Source organism: Sphingomonas oligoaromativorans (assembly GCF_011762195.1).
In the GTDB taxonomy this organism is placed as follows: Bacteria; Pseudomonadota; Alphaproteobacteria; order Sphingomonadales; family Sphingomonadaceae; genus Solisphingomonas; species Solisphingomonas oligoaromativorans.
On record NZ_JAASQK010000003.1, the window covers coordinates 240,696 to 262,705 of the forward strand.

25 protein-coding genes, 1 other RNA gene and 1 pseudogene are annotated in these 22,010 nt (G+C 68.5%); 7 read left to right on the forward strand and 20 right to left on the reverse strand.

The window, feature by feature from the left end; translation table 11 throughout:
• Positions 1-43 precede the first annotated feature (43 nt).
• Positions 44-349: an ETC complex I subunit gene (locus tag FHS98_RS07565; protein WP_167102404.1), complete on the forward strand. Its 306-nt coding sequence runs from the start codon at positions 44-46 to the stop codon at positions 347-349.
• A 39-nt stretch (positions 350-388) separates the two neighbouring features.
• Here FHS98_RS07565 and FHS98_RS07570 read toward each other — a convergent pair whose 3' ends face one another.
• From FHS98_RS07570 to FHS98_RS07585, 4 genes are read right to left on the reverse strand one after another with little or no spacing between them, the layout of a single operon-like run.
• Positions 389-925: an NUDIX hydrolase gene (locus tag FHS98_RS07570; RefSeq protein WP_167102407.1), complete on the reverse strand. Its 537-nt coding sequence runs from the start codon at positions 923-925 to the stop codon at positions 389-391.
• Complete coding sequence (locus FHS98_RS07575; protein WP_167103026.1) at positions 922-1,590, reverse strand: TPM domain-containing protein; 669 nt, start codon at positions 1,588-1,590, stop codon at positions 922-924. Before FHS98_RS07575 ends, FHS98_RS07570 begins: the two co-directional genes overlap by 4 nt.
• Before the next feature lie 8 nt (positions 1,591-1,598).
• Positions 1,599-2,471, reverse strand: coding sequence for a TPM domain-containing protein (locus FHS98_RS07580; protein ID WP_167102410.1), 873 nt, complete (start codon positions 2,469-2,471; stop codon positions 1,599-1,601).
• 8 nt (positions 2,472-2,479) lie between these two features.
• Positions 2,480-3,067 (reverse strand): LemA family protein, encoded by a 588-nt coding sequence (locus FHS98_RS07585; RefSeq protein WP_167102413.1) that lies wholly within the window; start codon positions 3,065-3,067, stop codon positions 2,480-2,482.
• Positions 3,068-3,198: 131 nt separating this feature from the next.
• On the opposite strand from FHS98_RS07585, the gene mscL reads away from it, so the two are divergent.
• From mscL to FHS98_RS07600, 3 genes are all read left to right on the forward strand, one after another.
• Positions 3,199-3,627 (forward strand): large conductance mechanosensitive channel protein MscL, encoded by a 429-nt coding sequence (gene mscL, locus FHS98_RS07590; RefSeq protein WP_167102416.1) that lies wholly within the window; start codon positions 3,199-3,201, stop codon positions 3,625-3,627.
• A gap of 11 nt (positions 3,628-3,638) precedes the next feature.
• Positions 3,639-3,981: a transfer-messenger RNA gene (gene ssrA, locus FHS98_RS07595) on the forward strand.
• A 105-nt stretch (positions 3,982-4,086) separates the two neighbouring features.
• Positions 4,087-4,341: a hypothetical protein gene (locus FHS98_RS07600; protein WP_167102419.1), complete on the forward strand. Its 255-nt coding sequence runs from the start codon at positions 4,087-4,089 to the stop codon at positions 4,339-4,341.
• A 70-nt stretch (positions 4,342-4,411) separates the two neighbouring features.
• Here FHS98_RS07600 and pnp read toward each other — a convergent pair whose 3' ends face one another.
• The 14 genes and pseudogenes from pnp to rimP form a co-directional block, all read right to left on the reverse strand.
• Positions 4,412-6,736 carry a polyribonucleotide nucleotidyltransferase gene (pnp, locus tag FHS98_RS07605; RefSeq protein ID WP_167102422.1) on the reverse strand — a complete coding sequence of 775 codons (2,325 nt, stop codon included), beginning with the start codon at positions 6,734-6,736 and terminating at the stop codon, positions 4,412-4,414.
• Between the two features lie 218 nt (positions 6,737-6,954).
• The gene (gene rpsO / locus FHS98_RS07610) at positions 6,955-7,224 is read right to left on the reverse strand and encodes a 30S ribosomal protein S15 (RefSeq protein ID WP_167102424.1); all 270 of its coding nucleotides are present in this window, start codon (positions 7,222-7,224) and stop codon (positions 6,955-6,957) included.
• Positions 7,225-7,240: 16 nt separating this feature from the next.
• Complete coding sequence (gene truB, locus FHS98_RS07615) at positions 7,241-8,149, reverse strand: tRNA pseudouridine(55) synthase TruB (protein ID WP_167102427.1); 909 nt, start codon at positions 8,147-8,149, stop codon at positions 7,241-7,243.
• A gap of 40 nt (positions 8,150-8,189) precedes the next feature.
• Positions 8,190-8,558: a hypothetical protein gene (locus tag FHS98_RS07620; protein WP_167102430.1), complete on the reverse strand. Its 369-nt coding sequence runs from the start codon at positions 8,556-8,558 to the stop codon at positions 8,190-8,192.
• 32 nt (positions 8,559-8,590) lie between these two features.
• Positions 8,591-9,142, reverse strand: a complete 552-nt coding sequence (locus FHS98_RS07625; RefSeq protein ID WP_167102433.1) for a GNAT family N-acetyltransferase — start codon at positions 9,140-9,142, stop codon at positions 8,591-8,593.
• Positions 9,139-9,717 carry a thymidine kinase gene (locus FHS98_RS07630; protein WP_167102436.1) on the reverse strand — a complete coding sequence of 193 codons (579 nt, stop codon included), beginning with the start codon at positions 9,715-9,717 and terminating at the stop codon, positions 9,139-9,141. Before FHS98_RS07630 ends, FHS98_RS07625 begins: the two co-directional genes overlap by 4 nt.
• 102 nt (positions 9,718-9,819) lie before the next feature.
• Positions 9,820-10,368 (reverse strand): retropepsin-like aspartic protease family protein, encoded by a 549-nt coding sequence (locus tag FHS98_RS07635; protein WP_167102439.1) that lies wholly within the window; start codon positions 10,366-10,368, stop codon positions 9,820-9,822.
• Positions 10,369-10,413: 45 nt separating this feature from the next.
• The gene (locus FHS98_RS07640) at positions 10,414-10,965 is read right to left on the reverse strand and encodes a DUF2239 family protein (RefSeq protein WP_167103028.1); all 552 of its coding nucleotides are present in this window, start codon (positions 10,963-10,965) and stop codon (positions 10,414-10,416) included.
• Between the two features lie 62 nt (positions 10,966-11,027).
• The gene (gene rbfA, locus FHS98_RS07645) at positions 11,028-11,453 is read right to left on the reverse strand and encodes a 30S ribosome-binding factor RbfA (protein ID WP_167102442.1); all 426 of its coding nucleotides are present in this window, start codon (positions 11,451-11,453) and stop codon (positions 11,028-11,030) included.
• Positions 11,454-11,571: 118 nt separating this feature from the next.
• Entirely contained in the window at positions 11,572-14,241 is a 2,670-nt protein-coding gene (gene infB, locus FHS98_RS07650; RefSeq protein ID WP_425057339.1) for a translation initiation factor IF-2, read from the reverse strand.
• A 27-nt stretch (positions 14,242-14,268) separates the two neighbouring features.
• Positions 14,269-14,364, reverse strand: a pseudogene (locus FHS98_RS19135) (hypothetical protein); the annotation flags it as partial.
• 7 nt (positions 14,365-14,371) lie between these two features.
• Positions 14,372-15,166, reverse strand: a complete 795-nt coding sequence (locus FHS98_RS07655) for a DUF448 domain-containing protein (RefSeq protein ID WP_208402108.1) — start codon at positions 15,164-15,166, stop codon at positions 14,372-14,374.
• Positions 15,153-16,778 carry a transcription termination factor NusA gene (gene nusA, locus FHS98_RS07660; protein ID WP_167102448.1) on the reverse strand — a complete coding sequence of 542 codons (1,626 nt, stop codon included), beginning with the start codon at positions 16,776-16,778 and terminating at the stop codon, positions 15,153-15,155. Before nusA ends, FHS98_RS07655 begins: the two co-directional genes overlap by 14 nt.
• Positions 16,779-16,782: 4 nt before the next feature.
• Positions 16,783-17,310, reverse strand: coding sequence for a ribosome maturation protein RimP (gene rimP, locus FHS98_RS07665; RefSeq protein ID WP_167102451.1), 528 nt, complete (start codon positions 17,308-17,310; stop codon positions 16,783-16,785).
• 182 nt (positions 17,311-17,492) lie between these two features.
• Between rimP and FHS98_RS07670 the strand changes: the two genes are divergently transcribed.
• Positions 17,493-18,620, forward strand: coding sequence for a PQQ-dependent sugar dehydrogenase (locus tag FHS98_RS07670; protein WP_167102454.1), 1,128 nt, complete (start codon positions 17,493-17,495; stop codon positions 18,618-18,620).
• 45 nt (positions 18,621-18,665) lie between these two features.
• Here the strand turns inward: FHS98_RS07670 and trmB are convergent, their stop codons facing one another.
• Positions 18,666-19,376 carry a tRNA (guanine(46)-N(7))-methyltransferase TrmB gene (gene trmB / locus FHS98_RS07675; protein ID WP_167102457.1) on the reverse strand — a complete coding sequence of 237 codons (711 nt, stop codon included), beginning with the start codon at positions 19,374-19,376 and terminating at the stop codon, positions 18,666-18,668.
• A 370-nt stretch (positions 19,377-19,746) separates the two neighbouring features.
• Here trmB and FHS98_RS07680 point away from each other — a divergent pair, with 370 nt between their 5' ends.
• A complete protein-coding gene (locus FHS98_RS07680; protein WP_167102460.1) occupies positions 19,747-20,295 on the forward strand; it encodes a hypothetical protein in 549 nt (182 codons plus the stop codon).
• A 71-nt stretch (positions 20,296-20,366) separates the two neighbouring features.
• Entirely contained in the window at positions 20,367-21,218 is an 852-nt protein-coding gene (locus FHS98_RS07685) for a class I mannose-6-phosphate isomerase (protein ID WP_167102463.1), read from the forward strand.
• Positions 21,219-21,222: 4 nt separating this feature from the next.
• Here the strand turns inward: FHS98_RS07685 and FHS98_RS07690 are convergent, their stop codons facing one another.
• Positions 21,223-21,960, reverse strand: a complete 738-nt coding sequence (locus FHS98_RS07690; RefSeq protein ID WP_167102466.1) for a helix-turn-helix domain-containing protein — start codon at positions 21,958-21,960, stop codon at positions 21,223-21,225.
• Positions 21,961-22,010: the final 50 nt, after the last annotated feature.

Genomic DNA, 22,010 nt, shown 5'->3' on the forward strand with positions numbered 1-22,010 from the left:
TGCGGCAAGCGCTCCCCAAGCAAGAATCCCCGAGGAAACGACAATGGCCGCGCGCATCTATCAGCGGATCAAGAATGCCATGCAGTCGGGCCGCGCCCGTGTCGGCACCTGGACGCTCGAGTTCGAGCCGGCCGAGGCGAAGAAGCCCGATCCGCTCACCGGCTGGGCGGGCTCCGGCGACACCAACGAGCAGGTGCGCCTGACCTTCCCGTCGCTGGAGGCGGCCAGGGCCTATGCCGATCAGTACGGCATCGCCGTGAGCGTGGTGACGGGGCCTGAGCGCACGCTGAAGCTCCAGACCTATGCCGAGAATTTCGCGGTCGGCCCGATCACGCCCGCCGGCGAGTAAGTCTCCTTCAGGCCGCGAAGGCCGTTTTGCTGTCCGGCGTCAGGCGCTCGCGAGGATTCCCGCGCCGAGCAGCAACAGCAGCTTCACATCCGCCATCACGCCCGCCGCGCGGCGTTCGGCGAGGAACTGCGCCACATGCGCCAGCGGCACGCGGTGGACGGTGATGTTCTCGCCCTCGACGCCACCGCCCTCATGCACCTTGGTGAGCCCGACGGCGCGGACCAGGGTGAACGTCTCCGATACCATGCCGGGCGAGGAGGCGAACTCGCCGATCGTCTCGATCCGGTCGGCGCGGTAGCCGGTCTCTTCCTCCAGCTCGCGCGCGGCGGCGGCCTCGACCGGCTCGCCCTCGGTCTCGTCGCCGACGAGACCGGCGGGGACTTCGAGACACCGGCGGCCGAGCGGCACGCGATATTGCTCGACCAGCAGCACATGGCCGTCGTCCACCGCGACGATCACGGCGGCGCGGACGTTGCGCGTGCGGCCGACATATTCCCATTTGCCGCGCGTCTTGGCGGCGATGAAGCGGCCCGCCCAGCGAATCTCCTCGGGGGCGGTGAAATCGGGATCGGTCATAGGAGGATCAGGCGGTCCGGCAGTTCGTTGCTGTCGTCGGGCGAGCGGGGGAAATGTGTCGCAAGCACCTGCCCGATCTTCTCGACCGACGCCACCATGCCGTCGCCCGGCCGCCCGTCGCGCACGGCGGAGAGCAGGGCGGCCATCGCCTCGCCCCATGTCTCGGGCGTGACCCTGGCGTTGATCGCGGCGTCTGCGACGATCTCGGCGCGATGCTCGGCGAGGCTCAAATAGAGCAGCACGCCGGTCTTGGCGCGGGTGCGGTTCTCGGTGGCGAGGCGGAAGAGGAGGAGCGCGCGGCGGCGCACCCGGCGCGCCTTGGTCGAGGCCGGGACAAGCGCGAAGCGGATCGCCTTCAGCCCGAAGATCCAGCGCGCGACGAGGAACTTCACCAGCACCATCGCCAGCAGCGCGGTCATCAGTTCGCGCGGCGTCCAGATCAGCCAGCCGCCCGTGATCCGGTCCAGCAGGCCGATGAAGAATCCCGGCGCCGCCGCCACCACCGCCAGCGCGAGGAAGGCGACCAGCAGCGCCCAGTGCAGCACCGCGTCATGATAGGCGTCGGAGAAGTTGGAGACGACGGTGACGATCTCGCCGTCGCTGTCCGCCTCGGCGCGGGTCACGGCCTCGCCGACGCGGATACGGTCCTGCTCGCTGAGCTTCATCATGCCCCTCACCAGCTACCCGACGATCCGCCGCCGCCGAAGGAGCCTCCTCCGCCGCCGGTGAAGCCGCCGCCGCCCCAGCCGCCGTCGCCGCCGTCGGACGAACCGCCGCCGCCACCGCTGTCCCAGCCGCTCCATCCGCCGCCCCGGCCCCGGTCGCTCAGCGCATCGGCGGCGGCCCAGAGGAAGATCGGCCAGTTGCTGCCGCCATAACGCGCGCCGTATCGGCGGCGGCTGAACAGGCCGCCCAGCACCACCCAGCCGATGACGATGATCGGGATCAGCGCGCCCAGCGGCACGCCGCCTTCGCCCGATCGCTTATGCGCCTTGTCATAGGCCGCGACCGCCGCCTGCTCCTTGGCGCGGGCCTGATCGTCGGGGACGGAGAGGATGTCGATGATCGCATCCGCGCCCGCATCGATGCCGCCGGGCAGGTCGCCGGCCTTGAAGGCGGGGCGGAGCTTGGTGTTGACGATGACGCTCGAATAGGCGTCGGTCAGCACGCCTTCGAGGCCGTAGCCGACCTCGATCCGCATCTTGCGGTCGTTGGGCGCGACGATCAGGATCGCGCCGTTGTTGGCGCCCTTGAGCCCCACGCCCCACGCCCGGCCGAGCTTGTAGCCATAATCCGCGATGTCGTCGCCGCCGAGATCGGGAATGGTGGCGACGACGAGCTGGCGGCTGGTCTTCTGCTGGAAGGCCTCCAGCTTCTGCTCCAGCGCGGCCTTGCGGTCTGCGGGGAGGATGTTGGCGGCATCCACCACCAGCCCCGTGAACGCGGGGAAGCTCTGCGCGAAGGCGGGCGTCGCCATCAGCAGGAGCAGCATCGCCACCGCGCCCGCGAAGGCGGCGCGGAGACGGGGCAGGGGGGATGCGCGCATGGCCTTCGTCAGAAGCTGACCTTCGGCGCCGCCTCGGCATTGGGGGCGGTCGCCGTGAAGGGCGTGATCGGCTTGGCGCCGTAGATGATCTTCGCCGTGATCGTATCCGGGAAGGTGCGGATGCGGGTGTTATAGGCCTGCACCGCCGCATTATAGTCGCTCCGCGCGACGGCGATGCGGTTCTCGGTGCCTTCGAGCTGGCTCTGGAGCGCGAGGAAGTTCTGGTCCGCCTGGAGCTGCGGATAGCTCTCCTGCACCGCCAGCAGGCGGCCGAGCGCGCCCGAAAGCTGGTTCTGCGCGTCCTGGAAGGCCTTCACCTTCGCCGGATCCTTGAGATCGTCGGCGGAGACGGTGATCGAGGTCGCCTTGGCGCGCGCCTCGGTCACGCCTTCCAGCGTCTGCTGCTCGTGCGTGGCATAACCCTTCACGGTGGCGACGAGGTTGGGGATCAGATCGGCGCGGCGCTGATACTGGTTCTGCACGTCGGCCCACTTGGCCTTGGCATTTTCATCGGCGGTGGGGATCGCGTTCACGCCGCAGCCGGCGAGTGCGATCGCGGCGAGCGGGGCAGCGAGGGAGAGGCGGCGAAACATCATGCGTCGGAACTCCACGAGGCGTCTGATCCCGGCAATACACTGCCGGCAGGGGGGCCGCAACGTGTCGTCTTGTGCCTGTCGGGCGATCGGTCCACCCTGACGTCAGGGCACGAACGACAAGGAGGGCGGCCATGTTCAAGGAATTCAGGGATTTCATCAATCGCGGCAACGTTATGGATCTGGCCGTCGCGGTCATTATCGGCGCCGCGTTCGGCAAGATCGTCACCTCGCTGACCGACGACATCATCATGCCGGTGGTCGGCAAGCTCTTCGGCGGCCTCGATTTTTCGGGCTATTTCATCCAGCTCGGCCCGGTGCCGGAGAAATATACCGGCTCGCTCACCGATTATGCCGCGCTCAAGAAAGCGGGCGTGCCGCTGCTCGGCTATGGCGAGTTCATCACGCAGGCGGTCGATTTCCTCATCATCGCCTTCATCATCTTCCTGCTGGTCCGCGCGGTGAACCGTGCCATGCCCAAGGCGCCGGAAGCGCCGGCCACCGAAGCCGCCGACGTCACGCTGCTGCGCGAGATTCGCGACGAGCTGCGCAAGCGCGGCTGAGCGGGCGATGCGCGGTTGCACGGGCGGCCGCGCACCCCTATATCCGGTGGTGCCGGGTTCGCCCGGCTATGGTGATAAATGGTTTCGTGTGAGGCGCAGCGGACCCGGGGGCGGTACCCGGCGGCTCCACCACAAGCCGGACTTCGGTCCGGTCTTCTGATGGGGCCGAACTAGGATCGACGTGTGTACGAGCGCGAGGTTTTTGCCCGGCCTGATTGAGCCGTTAAACCGATCAAATCCACAAGTGCCAACGATAACGAGGCGCTCGCGATTGCCGCGTAATCAAGGCCTCACGGCTTAGATTACAAGGCTTGAACGCGGTTCGGGCCGAACCGGGCAACAGAATCGGACACCGGCGGTACGGGGAGCACCGAGCAACAGAAGCTCCCCACTTCTCTCGACATCGACGGAACCCTTGGGGAAGCTCGGTCGCTTAGCCGCGACTGGGAGGAGAGGGCGATGCGTGCCGCCATCATGTTCGCGATCCTGCTGGCCGGGCTCGGCGGTTGCCACCGCACGAATGCGGATGCCGTGCAGGCGAATTACGATGCCCGCGCCGATGCGATCGAGCGCCAGGCACAGGCCCAGCCCACCGGCATCGCCAGGGACATCTACAAGGATCAGGCCGACGCCATCCGCGAGGAAGGCGAGGATCGGGCCAAGGGCATCCGCAAATCGGGCGCGGATCAGCCGGCGCCGCAGCAGCAGCCATAGCCCCAAACGAAGAAGGGGCCTCGTCGCGACGAGGCCCCTTCCGGTCTTCACGATCCCTTGAGGGGATCGATCAGTCGTCGTTGCGGGTCAGGAAGGCCGGGGCGAACTCGCCACCGTCATCCTTGCCGCCTTCGCCGCGCTCACGGCGCGGACCGCGATCGCCACGGCCTTCGCCGCCGCGGCCGCCGTCGCGGCGCGGACCACGGTCACGATCGCCATCGCGACGCGGGCCACGGCCGTCGCCACGCGGGCCACGATCGCCACCCTCACGCGGCTCGCGCGGCGGGCGGGTGTCGGGCAGCTCTTCGCCGGTCTCCTGATCGACGACGCGCATCGACAGGCGAACCTTGCCGCGCGGATCGATCTCGAGAACCTTGACCTTCACTTCCTGGCCTTCGGTCACGACGTCCTTCGGCGACGCGACGCGCTCGTTCTTCATCTCGGAGACGTGGACGAGGCCGTCCTTGCCGCCCATGAAGTTCACGAACGCACCGAAGTCGACGATGTTGACGACCTTGCCGTTGTAGATCTTGCCGACTTCGGCCTCGGCGACGATGCCGATGATCCAGTTCTTGGCGGCCTCGATCTGCGCCACGTCGGACGACGAGATCTTGACGGTGCCGTCGTCGTCGATGTCGACCTTGGCGCCGGTGGTGGCGACGATCTCGCGGATCACCTTGCCGCCGGTGCCGATCACGTCGCGGATCTTGTCCTTGGGGACGCTGATCGTCTCGATGCGCGGCGCGTGGGCCGAAAGCTCGGTGCGGGTGTGGTCGAGCGCCTTGGCCATCTCGCCGAGGATGTGCGCGCGGCCACCCTTCGCCTGCTCGAGGGCGACCTTCATGATCTCCTCGGTGATGCCGGCGATCTTGATGTCCATCTGAAGGCTGGTGATGCCTTCCGACGTACCGGCCACCTTGAAGTCCATGTCGCCGAGATGATCCTCGTCACCGAGGATGTCGGACAGGACGGCGAAGTCCTTGCCTTCGAGGATCAGGCCCATCGCGATGCCCGAGACCGGGCGCTTGATCGGCACGCCGGCGTCCATGAGGGCGAGCGAACCGCCGCAGACCGTCGCCATCGACGACGAGCCGTTGGACTCGGTGATGTCCGAGGTCAGGCGGATCGTGTAGGGGAACTCCTCCTTCGTCGGCAGCACGCCGTGCAGCGCGCGCCACGCCAGCTTGCCATGGCCGATCTCGCGACGGCCCGGCGCGCCGAAGCGGCCCACTTCACCCACCGAGTAGGGCGGGAAGTTGTAGTGGAGCATGAAATGCTCGTAGCGCAGGCCGGTCAGGCCATCGATCATCTGCTCGGCGTCCTTGGTGCCCAGCGTGCAGGTGGCGATGGTCTGGGTCTCGCCGCGCGTGAATAGCGCCGAGCCATGGGCGCGGGGCAGGAAGTGCGCGGTCGCCTCGATCGGGCGCACGGTCTTCGTGTCGCGGCCGTCGATGCGGCGGCCGTCCTTGAGGATCGCGGTGCGGACGATGTCGGCTTCGAGCTTCTTGACGAGCTTGGCGGCGACGAGCTGCTCCTGCGGGGTCTTCTCCGCCATCGCGGCCTTGGCCTTCGCGCGCGCCTCGTTGAGGGCGTTCGAGCGGGCCGACTTGTCGACCAGCTTGTAGGCCTTCTCGATGTCCTTGCCGACGAGCTTCTTGAGCTCGGCCTTGACCTTCGTGTTGTCGGCGCCGGTCTTGAGCTCCCACGGATCCTTCGCGGCCTTCTCGGCGAGCTGGATGATCGCGTCGATCACCTGCTGCGAGGCCTTGTGCGCGAACATCACGGCGCCGAGCATCGTCTCTTCCGAAAGCTCCTTGGCTTCGGATTCGACCATCATCACGGCGTCATGGGTGGCGGCGGCGACGAGATCGAGCTCGCCTTCGGCAACCTCGGCGTCGGTCGGGTTCAGGATGTACTCGCCATCCTTGTAGCCGACGCGGGCGGCGCCGATCGGGCCCATGAAGGGAACGCCCGAGATCGTCATCGCGGCCGACGCGGCGACCAGCGCCAGAATGTCAGGCTCGTTCTCGCCGTCATAGGAGAGCACCTGCACGATGCAGTTGATCTCGTTGTAGAAACCTTCCGGGAAGAGCGGGCGGATCGGGCGATCGATCAGGCGGGAGACCAGCGTCTCCTTCTCGGTCGCGCCACGCTCGCGCTTGAAGAAGCCGCCGGGGATGCGACCCGACGAGAAATACTTCTCCTGATAGTGGACGGTCAGCGGGAAGAAGTCCTGCCCTTCCTTCACCGACTTGGCGGCGGTGACCGCGGCCAGCACCACCGTCTCGCCGAGCGTCGCGATCACCGCGCCGTCGGCCTGACGGGCGACGCGGCCCGTCTCGAGCGTCAGGGGCTTGCCGCCCCACTCGATTTCCACCTTCTTGATATCGAACATCTTATTTCCTTCACTCCGGGCGCCCTATGCGGCCGGGGCCTCAGTTGCAGACATGCCGGTCTGCGCGGTTCGGAACCGGTGGTCCCTCGACAGTCGGCCGGATTGCCTGGCTGTCGTTTTTCTCCAGCCTTGGATGCTGGAACGGGCCGACGCAAAGCGCCAGCCCGAATTTCAATTCCGCAAATGCGAAACGGCCCGCCGATGGCGGGCCGTCCGACTTACTTGCGAAGGCCGAGCTTCGCGATCAGGTCAGCGTAGCGCTGCACGTCCTTCTTCTTCAGATAGTCGAGCAGCGAACGGCGCTTGTTGACCATCATGAGCAGGCCGCGGCGCGAGTGGTTGTCCTTCGCGTGGCCCTTGAAGTGCTCGGTGAGGTTCTTGATGCGCTCGGTCAGGATCGCGACCTGGACCTCGGGCGAACCGGTGTCGCCGGAAACGCGGGCATTCTCTTCGATGAGCGTCGTCTTGCGCTCGGCAGTGATCGACATCGTGTCATCCTTTCGATCAGAGGTTGAATCCGCGCACCACCCTGATCCCCATCCCGTCACTCTCGACGAGGGCGACCGGAACAGACCCGGCGGTCGCGAGATAGGGGCCTGGTGTTGCAGCGATCCCGATCACCTGACGCCCCTGACGGAGCGCCCCTGCCTGATCGGGCGTGACGGGTAGAGCCGGGATGTCGTCCAGCCCCGCCGTCAGCGGCAAGAGTGCCTGTTCAAGCGTGCGCCCTTGGCCCAGATCGGCCAGAGAGTCCAGCGATATCGCTTTTTCGAGCGTGAACGGCCCGGCCTTCAGCCGGCGGAGCATGGTGACATGGCCGACCGTGCCCAGCGCCAGCGCGATGTCGCGGGCGAGGCTGCGGATATAGGTGCCCTTCGAAACGGTCGCGACGAGGGTGGCCTCTTCCGGGCTCGCCGCCTCGATGGTGAGCGCATGGATCGTCACGTTGCGGCTGGCGAGTTGCACCTCCTCACCGGCGCGGGCGAGGTCATAGGCGCGCTGGCCGTCGACCTTGAGCGCGGAATAGGCAGGCGGCACCTGCGCGATCGGGCCGGTGAAGTCCGGCAGCACCACTTCCAGCACCTCGCGCGTCGGGCGGACATCGGAAGTGGCGATCACCTTGCCTTCGAGGTCGAGCGTGTCGGTCTGCTCGCCGAACTTCACCGTGAAGGCATAGGCCTTGTCGGCATCGAGCATCCGGCCGGACAGCTTGGTCGCCTCGCCGAGCGCGATCGGCAGCACGCCGGACGCGAGCGGATCGAGCGTTCCGCCATGGCCGACCTTCACCTTGGCATAGCCGCCCTGCCGCAAGGCGCGCTTGGCGGCGGAGACGATGTCGGTCGATCCGGGGCCGAGCGGCTTGTCGATGATGAGCCAGCCGTGGAGAGCCGGGCCATTCCTGTCCTGTGTCATGGGCGCGCGGCCTAGGCCCGCGGGCTCCCGGCGGCAAGCCTCAGCGATGCTTGCGCTTGCCCGAACGATAGCCCGGCGGCTCCGGCGAGCGGACCACCGAGCTCAGCCAGCAGCGCTGCCCCTGCACGCTGATGGTGCTGTATTTGTCGAGCCGGCCCGCAGGCCCCGTCTCCACGCCGAAGCCGTCGGCGGCCGCGAGGCGCGGGCATTCGGGGCGGACGCGGAGATAATACCAGTGCCCATCCTGCGCGCGCAGATAGATGCCGCGCTTGCCGTCGATGCGATAATCGGTGAGGCCGTCCTGCCGGAAACCCAGGACCACGGCCTCGGGGCCGGTCGGCGGCTCGGGCGCCTGGGGCACGGCCAGCGCGGGGGTGGCGATCAGCAGGGCGGCGAACAGGGCACGCATGGGCTCTTCTCCCGGTCGGATCGGCGCCGAGGCTAGACCGGTTCGTCGAACCCGTCGATGAACAGGGCATAGAGCGCCGTATCGCGGACATGCCCGGTCCATGTGACCATATGGCGACGCAGAATGCCCTCGCGCGTGGCGCCGAGCTTCTCCACCGCCGCCATCGAGCGGGTGTTGCGCGTGTCGACGCGGAATTCGATGCGGTGGAAGCCGGCCTCCGCCGCGCGCTCCAGCATCAGCCGCTTGAAGCGGGCATTGATCCCGGTGCCGCGTGCGTGCGGGGCGAGATAGGTGCCGCCGATCTCGGTAGAGCCATGGACGGCGCTGGGGTTGAGATAGCTCGACATGCCGACCACCACGCCCTTGTCGAGGATGGCGAAGGCGATGCGGTGCGCCGCCTCCAGCACCGCGTCGAAATTGGCGTCGAAGCCGGCGGGCGACCAGTCGCTCGGATAGATGTCCCAGATCGTCGTGTCGGCGGCACAGGCATCGGCGAGGCCGGCGCGGTGCGCCTCCGCGAGCGGCTCCAGCCGAAGCGCGCCGTCCGCCATGGCGGGGCTCAGGGCGCCGACGTCGGCCTTCATTGCCCCATCTGCTCCATATAATGGCGCCGACACAGCGCGACATAGCGGTCGTTGCCGCCGATCTCGGTCTGCGCGCCTTCGGTGATGGCGTGGCCGCCGGCATCGACGCGCAGGTTCATCGTCGCCTTGCGGCCGCACGAGCAGATCGTCTTGATCTCCTGCAAGCTGTCCGCGATGCCGAGCAGCGTCGCCGATCCCTCGAACAATTCCGCCTGGAAATCGGTGCGCAGACCGTAGCAGAGCACCGGCACCCCCAACTCGTCACAGACGCGGGCGAGCTGGAACACCTGCGCGCGGCTGAGGAACTGCGCCTCGTCGACCAGCACGCAGCCGACCGGCTCCTGTTCCGTCTCGGCGGCGACCATGGCGTGGAGGTCGGTCTGCGCGTCGAAGGGGATGGCGCTCGCCTCCAGCCCGATGCGCGAGTGGATCACGCCCTGCGCGTGGCGATCGTCGACCGCGGCGGTGAACAGCATCGTCCGCATCCCGCGCTCGGCATAGTTGAAGCTCGATTGCAGCAGGATCGTCGATTTTCCCGCGTTCATCGAGGCATAATAGAAATAGAGCTTGGCCATGGCAGTGCTCCGTCTGTCACGCGCGGCCGCCCCGTGCAACGGGGCTCCGCTTTGCCGCGATTTCCGGGTCGGCGGATGGAATCCGCCCGCTTCGGAATCGCCCTAGAGCTTGCTGAGCGTCATCCGGTCGCCCTCGATCGACACCTTGTCGATGCGGCCGAGGAAGCTCTGCCCGAGCAGCGGCGGCGTGCTGGGCACGTCGAGCACCACGGCCTGCACGTCGGGCAGCTCGATGCTGCCCACCCGCACGCGCGGCAGCGTCACCGGGGCGTAGCGGGTGGTGCCGCCGGCGGTCTGCCCCTCATGGTTGAAATCGAGCGCGGCGAGGTTGATGCCGGCGCTCTGCGCATCGTCGCGGCCGATCGCGACCGCCGAGGCGCCGGTGTCGACGACGAAGCGGAGCGTCGTGCCGGCGATGTCGCCGTCCACGAAGAAATGTCCTTCGGCCCCGCGCGCTATGGTGAGCGTGCCGGGGGTGAGGAAGGGCACCGGGGCCGGAGCCGGAGCGGGCGGCGTGGCGGCGGGCCTGGCGTGGGCGATCAGGACATGCGGCGCGGATGGCGCGGGGCGGAGCGCCGGCCATCGTCCGCCGCCCGCCGCCCAGCCGATCAGCGCGGCCGCCACCAGCGCCCCGATCGCGAACCCCCGCATATCCGCACTCCGTCCGATTCGACCGGGCAGCATGACGGCGAGACGTTAAGGCGCGGTATCGGCCTTCGCCCCGCCCGCCTCATCATCCGCCCAGGCCAGGCCGATCGCGTGGCGGCGGACCGCGCTGGGCCAGCCTTCGCTCAATGTCTCGAAACGGGCGCGGTCGTCGGCATAGAGCGCGCGGATCGCCTCCTCATAATGCGGCCGGTCGCCGGCGATGGCGGTGATGAAGCGATAGGCGGCATTGCGGCGGGCGGGGCCATTGCCCTCCGCCTTGCGGGCGGCGTCGATGAGCTTGCGGAGCGCGGCGGATGCGCCGCCGGGCTGCTCGCTTAGCCAGTCCCAGTGGCGGGGCAGCAGCGTCACCTCGCGCGCCACCACGCCAAGGCTGGGGCGGCCGCGCGGGCGGGGGGGCTCCTCCACCGGAGGCGTCTCGCGCAGGTCGAAGTCGATCTGGCGGCCATCCTCATCGTCGAAGACGAGCAGATCGGACGACCGCTCCATCTCCGGCATGGCGCGGAGCGCGGCGGCCACCTCCTCGCGCGTGCCGGTGGCGAGCCACATGTCCTGGGCGAAAGCGGTGTAGGTCTTCATCATCATCCCCTGTTGCGGAGGATGATTTATACCCGGATCAAATGCGAGTCAATTTGACCCGGATATTATTCCTCGTCGTCGCCGCCATCGAGCGACGCGGGCGCTTCGTCGAGATCGCGCGCCACCTTGGGATCGCGCAGCAGCCTGTCGATATGGCTGCCCTCGTCGAAGCTCTCGTCGGCAAGGAACTTCAGCTTGGCGGCGAACTTCAGGTTCACGCGCCGCGCCACCTCGCGCTGGAGATAGGCGGTGTTGGTGCGCAGCGCCTTCAGCACCGCCTCCTCGTCCGCGCCGAGCAGCGACTTGATGAACACGGTGGCATGGCGAAGATCCGGCGACATGCGGACCTCGGTCACCGAGACGGTGTGGCTGGCGAGCGTGTCGTCATGCACGTCGCCGCGGGCCAGCACTTCGGCGAGGATGTGGCGGACCTGCTCGCCCACGCGCAGCAGGCGGACGGAGCGGCCCTCGGAGGTTTCGTTGTGGCGCATGGCGAGACTTCCCAAAAAGGCTCGTCACCCCGGCGAAAGCCGGGGCCTCAGGCGGCTGGAGGGATCGTGCCCGTCCAGCCGCGCGAGATGCCAGCTTTCGCTGGCATGACGATCAATATCAGAGCGTGCGCTCGCGCAGCTCGACCTCGAACGTCTCGAGGAAATCGCCCGGCTTGATGTCGGTGTGGCTCTCGAAGGTCACACCGCATTCCAGGCCGGCGCGGACTTCCGCCACATCGTCCTTGAAGCGACGCAGCGACGCGATCGAGCCGTTGTAGATGATGACATCCTCGCGGGTGATGCGCGCCTTGAGCGCCTTGCGGATGAAGCCCTCGACCACGAGCAGACCGGCGGCGCGGCCATGCTTGCCCGCCGAGAAGACCTCGCGGATTTCGGCGCGGCCGACGACATGCTCGATCGCTTCCGGCCCGAGCTGGCCGGCCATCGCGGCGCGAATCTCGTCGAGCAGGTCGTAGATCACGTCGTAATACTTCAGCGCGACCTGATCGCGGGTGGCGATCTCGCGGGCCTTGGCATTGGCGCGGACGTTGAAGCCGATGATCGGCGCGCGCGAAGCGGCCGCCAGCGTCACGTCGCTCTCGGTGATGCCGCCGACGCCCGAGTGCAGGATGCGCACCTGGATATCGTCGGTCGAGATCTTGTTGAGCGAGCCGATGATGGCTTCCACCGAACCCTGCGTGTCCGCCTTGACGACCACCGGGAACTGCTGCGCCTGCTTCTCGCGGAGCGCCGAGAACATCGTCTCGAGGTTCGCGGGAGCCGAAGTGGTGCGCTTGCGCTGGATGACGCCGGCACGATAGGCCGCGACCTCGCGGGCACGCGCCTCGTTCTCGACCACCGACAGCGGATCGCCGGCGCCGGGGACGCCCGACAGGCCGAGAACCTCCACGGGCACGGACGGGCCGGCCTGCTTCACATTCTTGCCCTTGTCGTCGATCAGCGCGCGGACCTTGCCGCTCTCGGCGCCGACGACGAAGATGTCGCCGACCTTGAGCGTGCCCTTGCGGACGAGGATCGTCGCCACCGGGCCGCGGCCCTTGTCGAGCTGCGCCTCGACCACGGTGCCTTCGGCCTCGCGATCGGGATTGGCCTTGAGTTCGAGCACCTCGGCCTGGAGCAGGATCTTGTCGATCAGCTCGTCGAGACCGGTCTTCTTGAGCGCGGAGACCTCGACCTCCTGCACGTCGCCGCCCATGCTCTCCACCTGCACGTCGTGCTGGAGGAGCGCCTCGCGGACGCGCTGCGGGTTGCCGCCCGGCTTGTCGACCTTGTTGATCGCCACGATCATCGGCACGCCGGCCGCCTTGGTGTGGTTGATCGCCTCGATCGTCTGCGGGCGGATGCCGTCGTCGGCGGCCACCACGATGATGACGATGTCGGTGATGTTGGCACCGCGCGCGCGCATGTCGGAGAAGGCTTCGTGGCCCGGCGTGTCGAGGAAGGTGACCTTGTCGCCCGACTTCACCGTCACCTGATAGGCGCCGATATGCTGGGTGATGCCACCGGCCTCGCCCGCCGCCACGTCGGTGCCGCGCAGGGCATCGAGCAGCGAGGTCTTGCCGTGGTCGACATGGCCCATGATCGTCACGACCGGCGGACGCGGCAGCAGCTTGTCCTCGGGATCATTGTCCTCGGAGGCCACGATGTCGATGTCGCTCTCGCTGACGCGCTTCAGGTTGTGGCCGAACTCGGTGACGAGCAGCTCGGCGGTGTCCTGATCGATCGTCTGGGTGAGCGTGACGGGCATACCCATCTTGAACAGCGCCTTCACCAGATCGGCGCCACGCTCGGCCATGCGGTTGGCCAGTTCGGCGACGGTGATCGCCTCCGGCACCACGACGTCGCGGACCTGCTTGGCCTGCGGGCCGCCCGACTGGTGGGCGCGCTTGTCTTTCTCGCGGGCGCGCTTGAGCGCGGCGAGCGAGCGGGCGCGGGCGCCACCCTCGTCGTCGAGCGCGCGCGTGACGGTGAGCTTGCCGGACTGGCGGCGATCGTCGCCCTGACGGCCGCGCGACGGGCGCGCCGGCTCGGGGCGCTTGGGCGCCGCGACCGGCGTGAAGCGGCGCGGCGGCGGGTTGGCGCCCCCGGCGGTGCGGGCTTCCGGCTCGGCGGGCTGAGACGCGGCGGCCTCGGCTTCGGCCTTGGCGGCGGCGGCCTGCTCGGCCGCCTCGGTGGCGGCGCGGACAGCCTCTTCGGCCGCGCGCTGCTCGGCTTCCTCGGCGGCGCGGCGATTTTCCTCGGCGCGACGCTTCTCTTCCTCGGAAGCCTCCTGCCGGGCGCGGTCCTCGCGGCGGCGGGCGTCTTCAAGCGCGGCCATGCGCGCTTCCTCGGCTTCGCGCTGGAAGCGCTCGAGCTGCTCGCGACGCTCGAGCGGGGTCAGCGGGCGGTTCGGGCGCGGCGGCGCGGCGCGGGCCGGCGTGGGGGCCGGGCGCGGAGCCTGCTGCGCCGGAGCCGGCGCTGGCTTGGGGGCCGGGGCGGGCGCAGGCTCGGGAGCCTTCGCCACCGGGGCTTCCGGCGCGGCGGCGGCGGGCGCCTCGGCGACCGGCTCAACCGGGGCGGGCGTCGGCGCGGCCGGAGCCGGTTCCGGCGCGGCCTCGACCGGCGCGGCCACCACGGGGGCGGGCTCGACCGGAGCAGGCGCGGGCGCCGGCGGCGGGGTCGGCGCGGGCGGGGCAGCCACGACGGGCGCCTCGACGACGGGTTCGGGGGCCTGTGCCTCGACCTGCGGCTCTTCGCCCGGCCGGCTGAGCACGCGGCGGCGCTTCACCTCGACGACGACGGTGTTCGAACGGCCATGGCTGAAGCTCTGCTTCACCTTGCCCGTCTCGACCGTGCGCGTGAGGCCCAGCGGCGCGCGCATACCCAGTTTCGGCTTGTCCTGATCGCTCATCGACTACTCAAATCCCCACGTCATCCAGGGCGGCATGGCCGCCATCGTCATCACCATCGGCGGGAAGGCCCGCTTCGTTCAAAGTGGCCGAAGCCGAACGGCCCCGCGAAGAGTCGCGAGGCTCGGCCTCACCGTCCCGTCCGATAAATCCGCGCCAGCGCGCGAGCGCATCGCCGACGCGCCGGGCGGCAGCCCGGTCGACGAGCGCGACATGTACCACATTTTCGCGGCCCAGCGCCATTGCCAATATGGTGCGCGAGACCGGAATGACCAGACCCCGCAAGCCACTTCCTTCGGCATCGGAGCCGACGCGCAGCGCCTGATCGAGCTTGCGCGAGCCATCCTCGCCGGCGTCCGACGCGTGCATCAGCAGGTGGACGCGGCCCTTGCGGGCGGCTTCGTCGATCCGGTCGCTGCCGATCACCAGCTTGCCTGCGCGCGATTCCAGGCCGAGCCGATCGAGGAAGGCGCGTTCCAGCGCCGTCTCGATCATCTGGCCAAGATCGTCGGGCACGGTGAGCGGCTTGCCCTTGTAGGCCCGCGCCAGCGCGCCGCGGAACTTGCCCTTGGCGATCGCCGCCTCAAGCGTCGGCCGGTCCACGCCGAGCCACGCGCCGCGACCCGGCGCCTTGGCGCGCACGTCGGGCAGCACCAGCCCGTCGGGCGAGATGGCGAGGCGGATCAGCGCGTCGCGCGCGTCATGCTCGCCCGAGAGGATGCATTTCCTCTCGGGCTCATGGGTTTCGCGTGGGGTACGCGATGCCTTCGGCGTCAGGCCGTCAGGGTTCTCATTGCTCGCCATCCGCAGCCGCGTCCTCCTGCGTCTGCTCGAGATCGGCGAACCAGCCGGCGGCGGTGCGCGCGGCCATGATGATCTCGTTGCCCTGATCGTCGGTCAGGCCATAGTCGGCGAGCACGCCGGCCTTGTCCTCCGAACGCTGCTTGGAGGGCGCGCTGTCGTTGCGGCGGCGCGGTTCCGAGCGCTTCTTCTGCACCAGCTCGTCGGTGGCGAGGTCGGCCAGATCGTCGAGCGTCTTGATGCCCGCCTTGCCCAGCGTCACCAGCATGGCTTCGGTGAGATAGGGCAGTTCGGCCAGGCCGTCCTCGACGCCGAGGCCCTGACGCTCCTCGCGGGCGGCCTGCTCGCGGCGGTCGAGCGCTTCCTGCGCGCGGCTCTGAAGCTCGGCGGCGAGATCCTCGTCGAAGCCCTCGATCGCGGCGAGTTCCGCCGGGTCGACATAGGCGACCTCCTCCAACGCGCCGAAACCCTCGGCGACGAGGAGCTGGGCCAGCGTCTCGTCGACGTCCAGCTCGCCCTCGAACATGCCGGAGCGCTCGACGAATTCCTTCTGGCGCTTCTCGGAGGCGTCGGCCTCGGTCAGGATGTCGATCGCCTTGCCGGTGAGCTGGCTGGCGAGACGGACATTCTGGCCGCGGCGGCCGATCGCGAGGCTGAGCTGATCGTCGGGGACGACCACCTCGATGCGCTCGTCATCCTCGTCGATGACGACGCGGGCGACATGCGCGGGCTGGAGCGCGTTCACCACGAAGGTGGCGACGTCCGGCGACCAGGGGATGATGTCGATCTTCTCGCCCTGCATCTCCTGCACGACGGCCTGCACGCGGCTGCCCTTCATGCCGACGCAGGCGCCGACCGGATCGATCGACGAATCGCGGCTGATGACGCCGATCTTGGCGCGCGAGCCCGGATCGCGGGCGGCGGCCATGATGGTGATGACGCCGTCGTAGATTTCGGGGACTTCCTGCGCGAACAGCTTCTTCATGAAGTCCGGGTGCGCGCGGGAGAGGAAGATCTGCGGCCCGCGCACTTCGCGCGCGACCTTGAGGATCAGCGAGCGGATGCGATCGCCGACGCGGACGACTTCGCGCGGGATCTGCGCGTCGCGGCGGATGACGCCCTCGGCGCGACCGAGATCGACGACGACATGGCCGAACTCGACGCGCTTGACGACGCCGGTGATGACCTCGCCGACGCGATCCTTGAACTCGGCGAACTGGCGATCGCGCTCGGCATCGCGGACCTTCTGGAAGATGATCTGCTTGGAGGCCTGCGCCTGGATGCGGCCGAACTCGATGGGCGGCAGCGGATCGACGATGAAGTCACCGATCGCGGCGCCCTTCTGGAGCTTCTGGGCGTCGGCGACCGACACCTGCTTGAAGAAGTCGTCGACCGCCTCGACCACCTCGACGACGCGCCACAACCGGAGGTCGCCGGTCTTCGGGTCGATCTTGGCGCGGATGTCGTTCTCGGCGCCGTAGCGCGTCTTGGCGGCGCGCTGGATCGCGTCTTCCATCGCCTCGATGACGATCTCGCGGTCGATCAGCTTTTCGCGCGCGACCGAATCGGCAATGGCGAGCAGTTCGGCCTTGTTGGCGGAAATAGCGGTGGCCACGGGCTTATCCTTCCTTGACGATAGAGTCCGCACCCTCTGTCGAGAGGGGCGCGGTGGCCTTGATGAGCGCGTCGGTCAAGAGCAGCTTGGCCGACGCGATGGCGGAAAAGGGAAAGGCGAACTCGGCGCCGCCCTTCGAAAGGGCGACGGTGACGGTGCCGCCTTCGATGCCGAGGATGCGGCCGTCGAGCTGCTTGCGCCCGTCGATCTCCTCGGCGAGGCGGACGCGGGCGTCGAAGCCGGCCCAGTCGGCGAAGTCACTCTCGCGGGTCAGCGGGCGGTCGATGCCGGGCGACGACACCTCCAGCCGATAGGCCTCCTCGATCGGATCGGCGGCGTCGAGCACGTCCGAGATTCGGCGGCTCAGCGCCTCGCAATCGGCGATGTCGAGCTGGCGCGTATCCGGGCGCTCGGCCATGATCTGGAGCGTCGGGTCGGACTTGCCGCCGATCATCTTGATGCGGACCAGCGCGAATCCGAGCGCGTTCGCTTCGGGCTCGATCAGGCTGGTGAGGACGGCGATGTCGGTCATGCGATTCCCGGCTGGATGGTCAAGCGCCTTCCAGCCGGCCCCGTCTGGGACCAGCCTCGGCAGAGTTTCCAATGTCGAGAAGGCACCGTCTCTATAATCCGGTTGACGACGATCGGCAAGCGTGGTGCGGAACGCAGGCTGCCGATGCCGGGGGGCGGGCAGCCGGTTCGGAGACTCATCCCATGCGCAAAGCCCTTTTCGCCGCCGCCCTGTTCGCCACCGCCGCGATGACAGCGATGCCGGTGGCCGCCGAGATGAATTTCGGCAACGCCAGGCCCAATCCGGTGAAGCCCTTCGTCGAGACCCCGGTCGCGACCTTCAACTTCCCGTGGGCGATCGCCTTCCTGCCCGACGGGCACATGCTGATTACCGAGAAGCCGGGGAAAATCTTCCTCGTCAGCCAGACCGGCCAGAAGCAGGAGGTCTCCGGCGTGCCGGCGGTGCAGTATGAAGGGCAGGGCGGCCTGCTCGACGTCGCGATCTCGCCCCATTACGCGGCCGACCATCAGGTCTATATCAGCTATTCCGAGCCCGGCGAGGGCGGAAGCAGCCTCGCCGTCGCGCGCGCCACGCTGAAGGGCACGGCGCTCGAAGGCCTCAAGGTGATCTGGCGGCAGATGCCCAAGGGCGACGGCGGCCAGTTCGGCGGCATCATCACCTTCGATCCGGCCGGCCGGCATATCTTGTTCGCCTCCGGTGAGCGGATGCGCAAGACGCCGGCGCAAGACCCGGATCAGGCGCTCGGCAAGATCATCCGCCTGAACCTCGACGGCTCGGTGCCGACCGACAATCCGATGTACGCCGAGGGCGGCGTCAAGGCGCAGACCTGGACCACCGGCCACCGCAACCCCTACGGCCTCGCCTATGACGCCAAGGGCACGCTCTGGGAGGTCGAGATGGGGCCGAAGGGCGGCGACGAGCTGAACATCATCACGCCGGGCAAGAATTATGGCTGGCCGACCGTCTCGAACGGCATCAACTATGACGGCTCGCCGATCCCGCCGCACGACACCCGCCCCGAGTTCGAGAAGCCGGTGGTCTACTGGACCCCGGTGATCGCGCCGGCGGGCCTCGCTTTCTACTACAAGAGCCTGTTCCCGCAGTGGAAGGGCTCGGCCTTCATCGGCGGATTGAAGGCGATGTCGCTGGTCCGCGTCGCGTTCGACGGCCCCAACGGCGCCCGCGAGGCGGATCGCTGGGACATGGGCCACCGCATCCGCGACGTGGCGGTCGGCCCGGACGGCGCGGTCTGGGTGATCGAGGACGAGGACGCCGGCCGCCTCATCAAGCTGACCCCGAAGAAGAAGTAAGCGGCCGGTCGGGGCGCCTCTCCCGAGCGGTGCCCCGAGGGCTCGTCACGCCGCGGAACGCACCGTGGCCGGCACATCCGTGCGGATGTAGCGGAAATACCAGACCTCATGGCCCTTCGCTCGCGCCTTCTGCTCATAGCGCGTCTCGGGCCAGTCGTTGGGGCGGACGAGGAAGTCGCCCGGCCCCTTCGCCTGCCATTCGAACTGGGGCAGCGAGCCCATCACCATCATCGCCCAGCGGACATAGACCGGATGGTCGGTGCCGAAGCGGAACTCGGCGCCCGGCTTCATCTTGGACGCGAGCAGGCCGATCGGGCCGGGGTTCATGAAGCGGCGCTTGGCGTGGCGCGCCTTGGGCCAGGGATCGGGATGGAGCAGCCACGCCCGGTCGAGGCTCGCATCGGGGAGCCGCTCGATCACCTCCAGCGCGTCGTTCATATGGATGCGGACATTGGAGAGCCCCCGGTCACGCACCTGCATCAGCGCGCCGACCACGCCGTCGAGGAAGGGCTCGCAGCCGATGAAGCCCATCTCGGGGCGCATTGCGGCCTGCTGCGCCATATGCTCGCCCTTGCCGAAGCCGATCTCCAGCGCAAGCGGCCGGTCGGCGCCGAACAGGCGCGCGGCATCGAGCGGGCCTTCCTCGGGCACGGACAGTTTGGGCAGGAACTCTTCGACGAGCGCGGCCTGTCCGGCGCGCAACGCGTGGCCCTGCCGGCGGCCATAGAGCCGGCGGATCGTCAAGGGATCGGTCATGGGGGCGCCCCTTAGCGATTCATGCGCGCCGATGCACCCCTTTGGCGCGGGGGCGTGTCGGCCCCGACACAGCAGCCGATCGGATTAGACGAAAGTTTTCCCGGCCCGCCAGAGCAGCGCCATTTTCAGGGCGCCGGACAGCGCGCTGCCGGCTCCGAATCCACCTAACCGGCTGACTCGCAGGCCTTTTGACCGTTACCGTTCGGATACAGCCTGCCCCTATTCGGCACTAATCCCTTCATGACAGGCTTTACGGATGTTGCGCCGCAACGGTTCTATGTGTTTCTTTTGTGCCACGGCAGCGGTGACGGTTAATCCTCGCGCAACCGGGTGAGGCGTAACCTTTCTGTTGCCATGGTGGGGAAAGGCAATGGGTACGCAGGCAAGACCGGCAGACGGTGCAATGGCTTTGGCGGAGATGAGGGAGTTTGCCTCCTTCCCCGCTTCGACGCAGCGATATATCCGGCGTTCGCTCGACGTCGGGCTCGATCGTCAGGACGCGCTCGGCCGCTGGTCGCGCGACGTGGTGGAATCCGCCAGCATCCGGGCGCAGACCCGCATGTACGGGCGGCTCACCTCCTTGCGCGACATCATCCCGGACGATAGCGGGCTGGACGCGATCGAGCCGTTCATGGCGCCTCTGGTCACCATGTCGGCGTTCGATCTCGGGCAGGATCGGCTGTGCAGCTTCGGCGCATATCGCTTCCTCTACGAGCGGCTGCTGGGTGCGTCGGTGCGGCCATGGCTGCCGGGGGCGTTCTGTGCGGCGGCGGCGTTGCCGCATCTCCATCCCGATCGGCGGCGCGCGCTGCTCCAGTCGATCAGCGAGGCGGCGGCGACGGCGGTGGGCTGGTCGTCACGCGAGCCGAGCTTTTTCCCGGAATGGGTGGAAAAGGTCGACACGCACCTTCCCAACTGACGCTTGAGCGGGCAGGGGAAACGGATCACTGTCGAAGGCGTTCGGCAGACGCCCCAGACTGGAGACTTCCGATGCCCGTCATCCGCCTCGAAACCAAGCGCGTCGAGAAGCCCTGGGGGCGCCATGATCTGTGGCCGGGCTTCGAGGATGTTCCCGAAGGCGGCGATCCCGTCGGCGAGATCTGGTTCCAGGCGCCCAAGGGCGTCGGCGAGGACGATCCCGATCTCCTCGTCAAATATCTCTTCACCTCGGAGAAGCTGTCGGTGCAGGTCCACCCGGACGACGCCGACGCCCGCGCGCGGGGCCATGAGCGCGGCAAGAGCGAGGCGTGGCAGATCCTCGCCGCCGAACCGCACGCCACCATCGCCATCGGCACCCGCTCGCCGATGACCAAGGACGAGCTGCGCGCCTCCTCGCTCGACGGATCGATCGAGGACAAGCTCGACTGGAAGGCGGTGAAGGCGGATCAGTTCTGGTATTCGCCGGCGGGCACCGTCCACGCCATCGGGCCGGGGCTCGTGCTGGTCGAGCTTCAGCAGAATGTCGACCTGACCTACAGGCTCTACGACTATGGCAGCGCACGCGAGCTGCATGTCGACGACGGCGTGGCTGTGGCGGACCCGGTGCCTTATGTCGCGCCCTTCCAGCCGCGCGACATCGAGCCGGGCCGTCGCCTGCTCTCCGCCGAATGCGCCTTCGTCACGGAACGCTGGACTTCGGTGCGCGCCGGCACGCTCGCCGCGACGCATGAGCGGCCGGTGTGGCTGGTGCCGCTCAAGGGCGAGGGCGTGATCGACGGTCAGCCGATCGGGCCGGGCGGCGTCTGGCTGGCCGACAGTGCGGTGCCCTTCGAGGTGAAGCCCGGCATCGACCTGCTCGTGGCCTATCCGGGCGGCACGCCGAACGAGGCGCTGCTCGGCTGAACCTTCAGGACAGCGCGCTGGGCAGCCAGCCGGTGTCGATCGTGCCGTAACGGTCGACATGGTTGGCGACGGCGGCCAGTTCCGCTTCGTCGAGGATGCGCACCCGCCCATTGGTGCGCGAGATCAGCCCGGCTTCGGCGAGCTGGCGGATCATCCGGTTGACGTGGACGGCGGTGAGTCCCGTCGCGTCGCCGATCTCCTCCTGCGTGAGGGGGAGGGGGATGCCCTCCTCGATCGGCTCGCCGTTCGCGCGCAGCCGGCGCAGCGCGTCGACCAGCAACGCCGCCACCCGCGCCCGCGCCGAGGTGCGGCCCACCGAGGCGAGCCGGTCCGCCAGCATCACCCGCTCGGCCTGCGCCAGCGTGTGGATCAGCATCGCCAGCCGGGGATGCCGCTCGAACAGGCCGCGCAGCGCCGCCTTGTCGATGATGCGTATGGTCGCGTCGGTGGCGGCGGTGATGGTGAAGGGGGCGTGGTTCCAGGCAAGGCTGGTCTCGCCCGCCAGCTCGCCGGGGAGGTGGAGCGTCAGGATCTGCCGGTTGCCGTCCGCCAGCAGCATCGAGCTGTAGAGCCAGCCCTTGCGCACCACATATAGCTCGCGCGTGGGGGATTGTTCGGCGCGCAGCACCGTGCCGCGCGGAACCGACCGCTCGACTTCCTCCAGCTCCAGAAGCGCCCGGCGCTCGGACTCGACAAGATGCAGATATCGGCCGAGCCGTTCCGCCAGACAGCTTTTTTCCACCGCTTCTCCGCTGCGCCCCCTTGCAATCGCGCCAAGCTGTAGGCGGAACG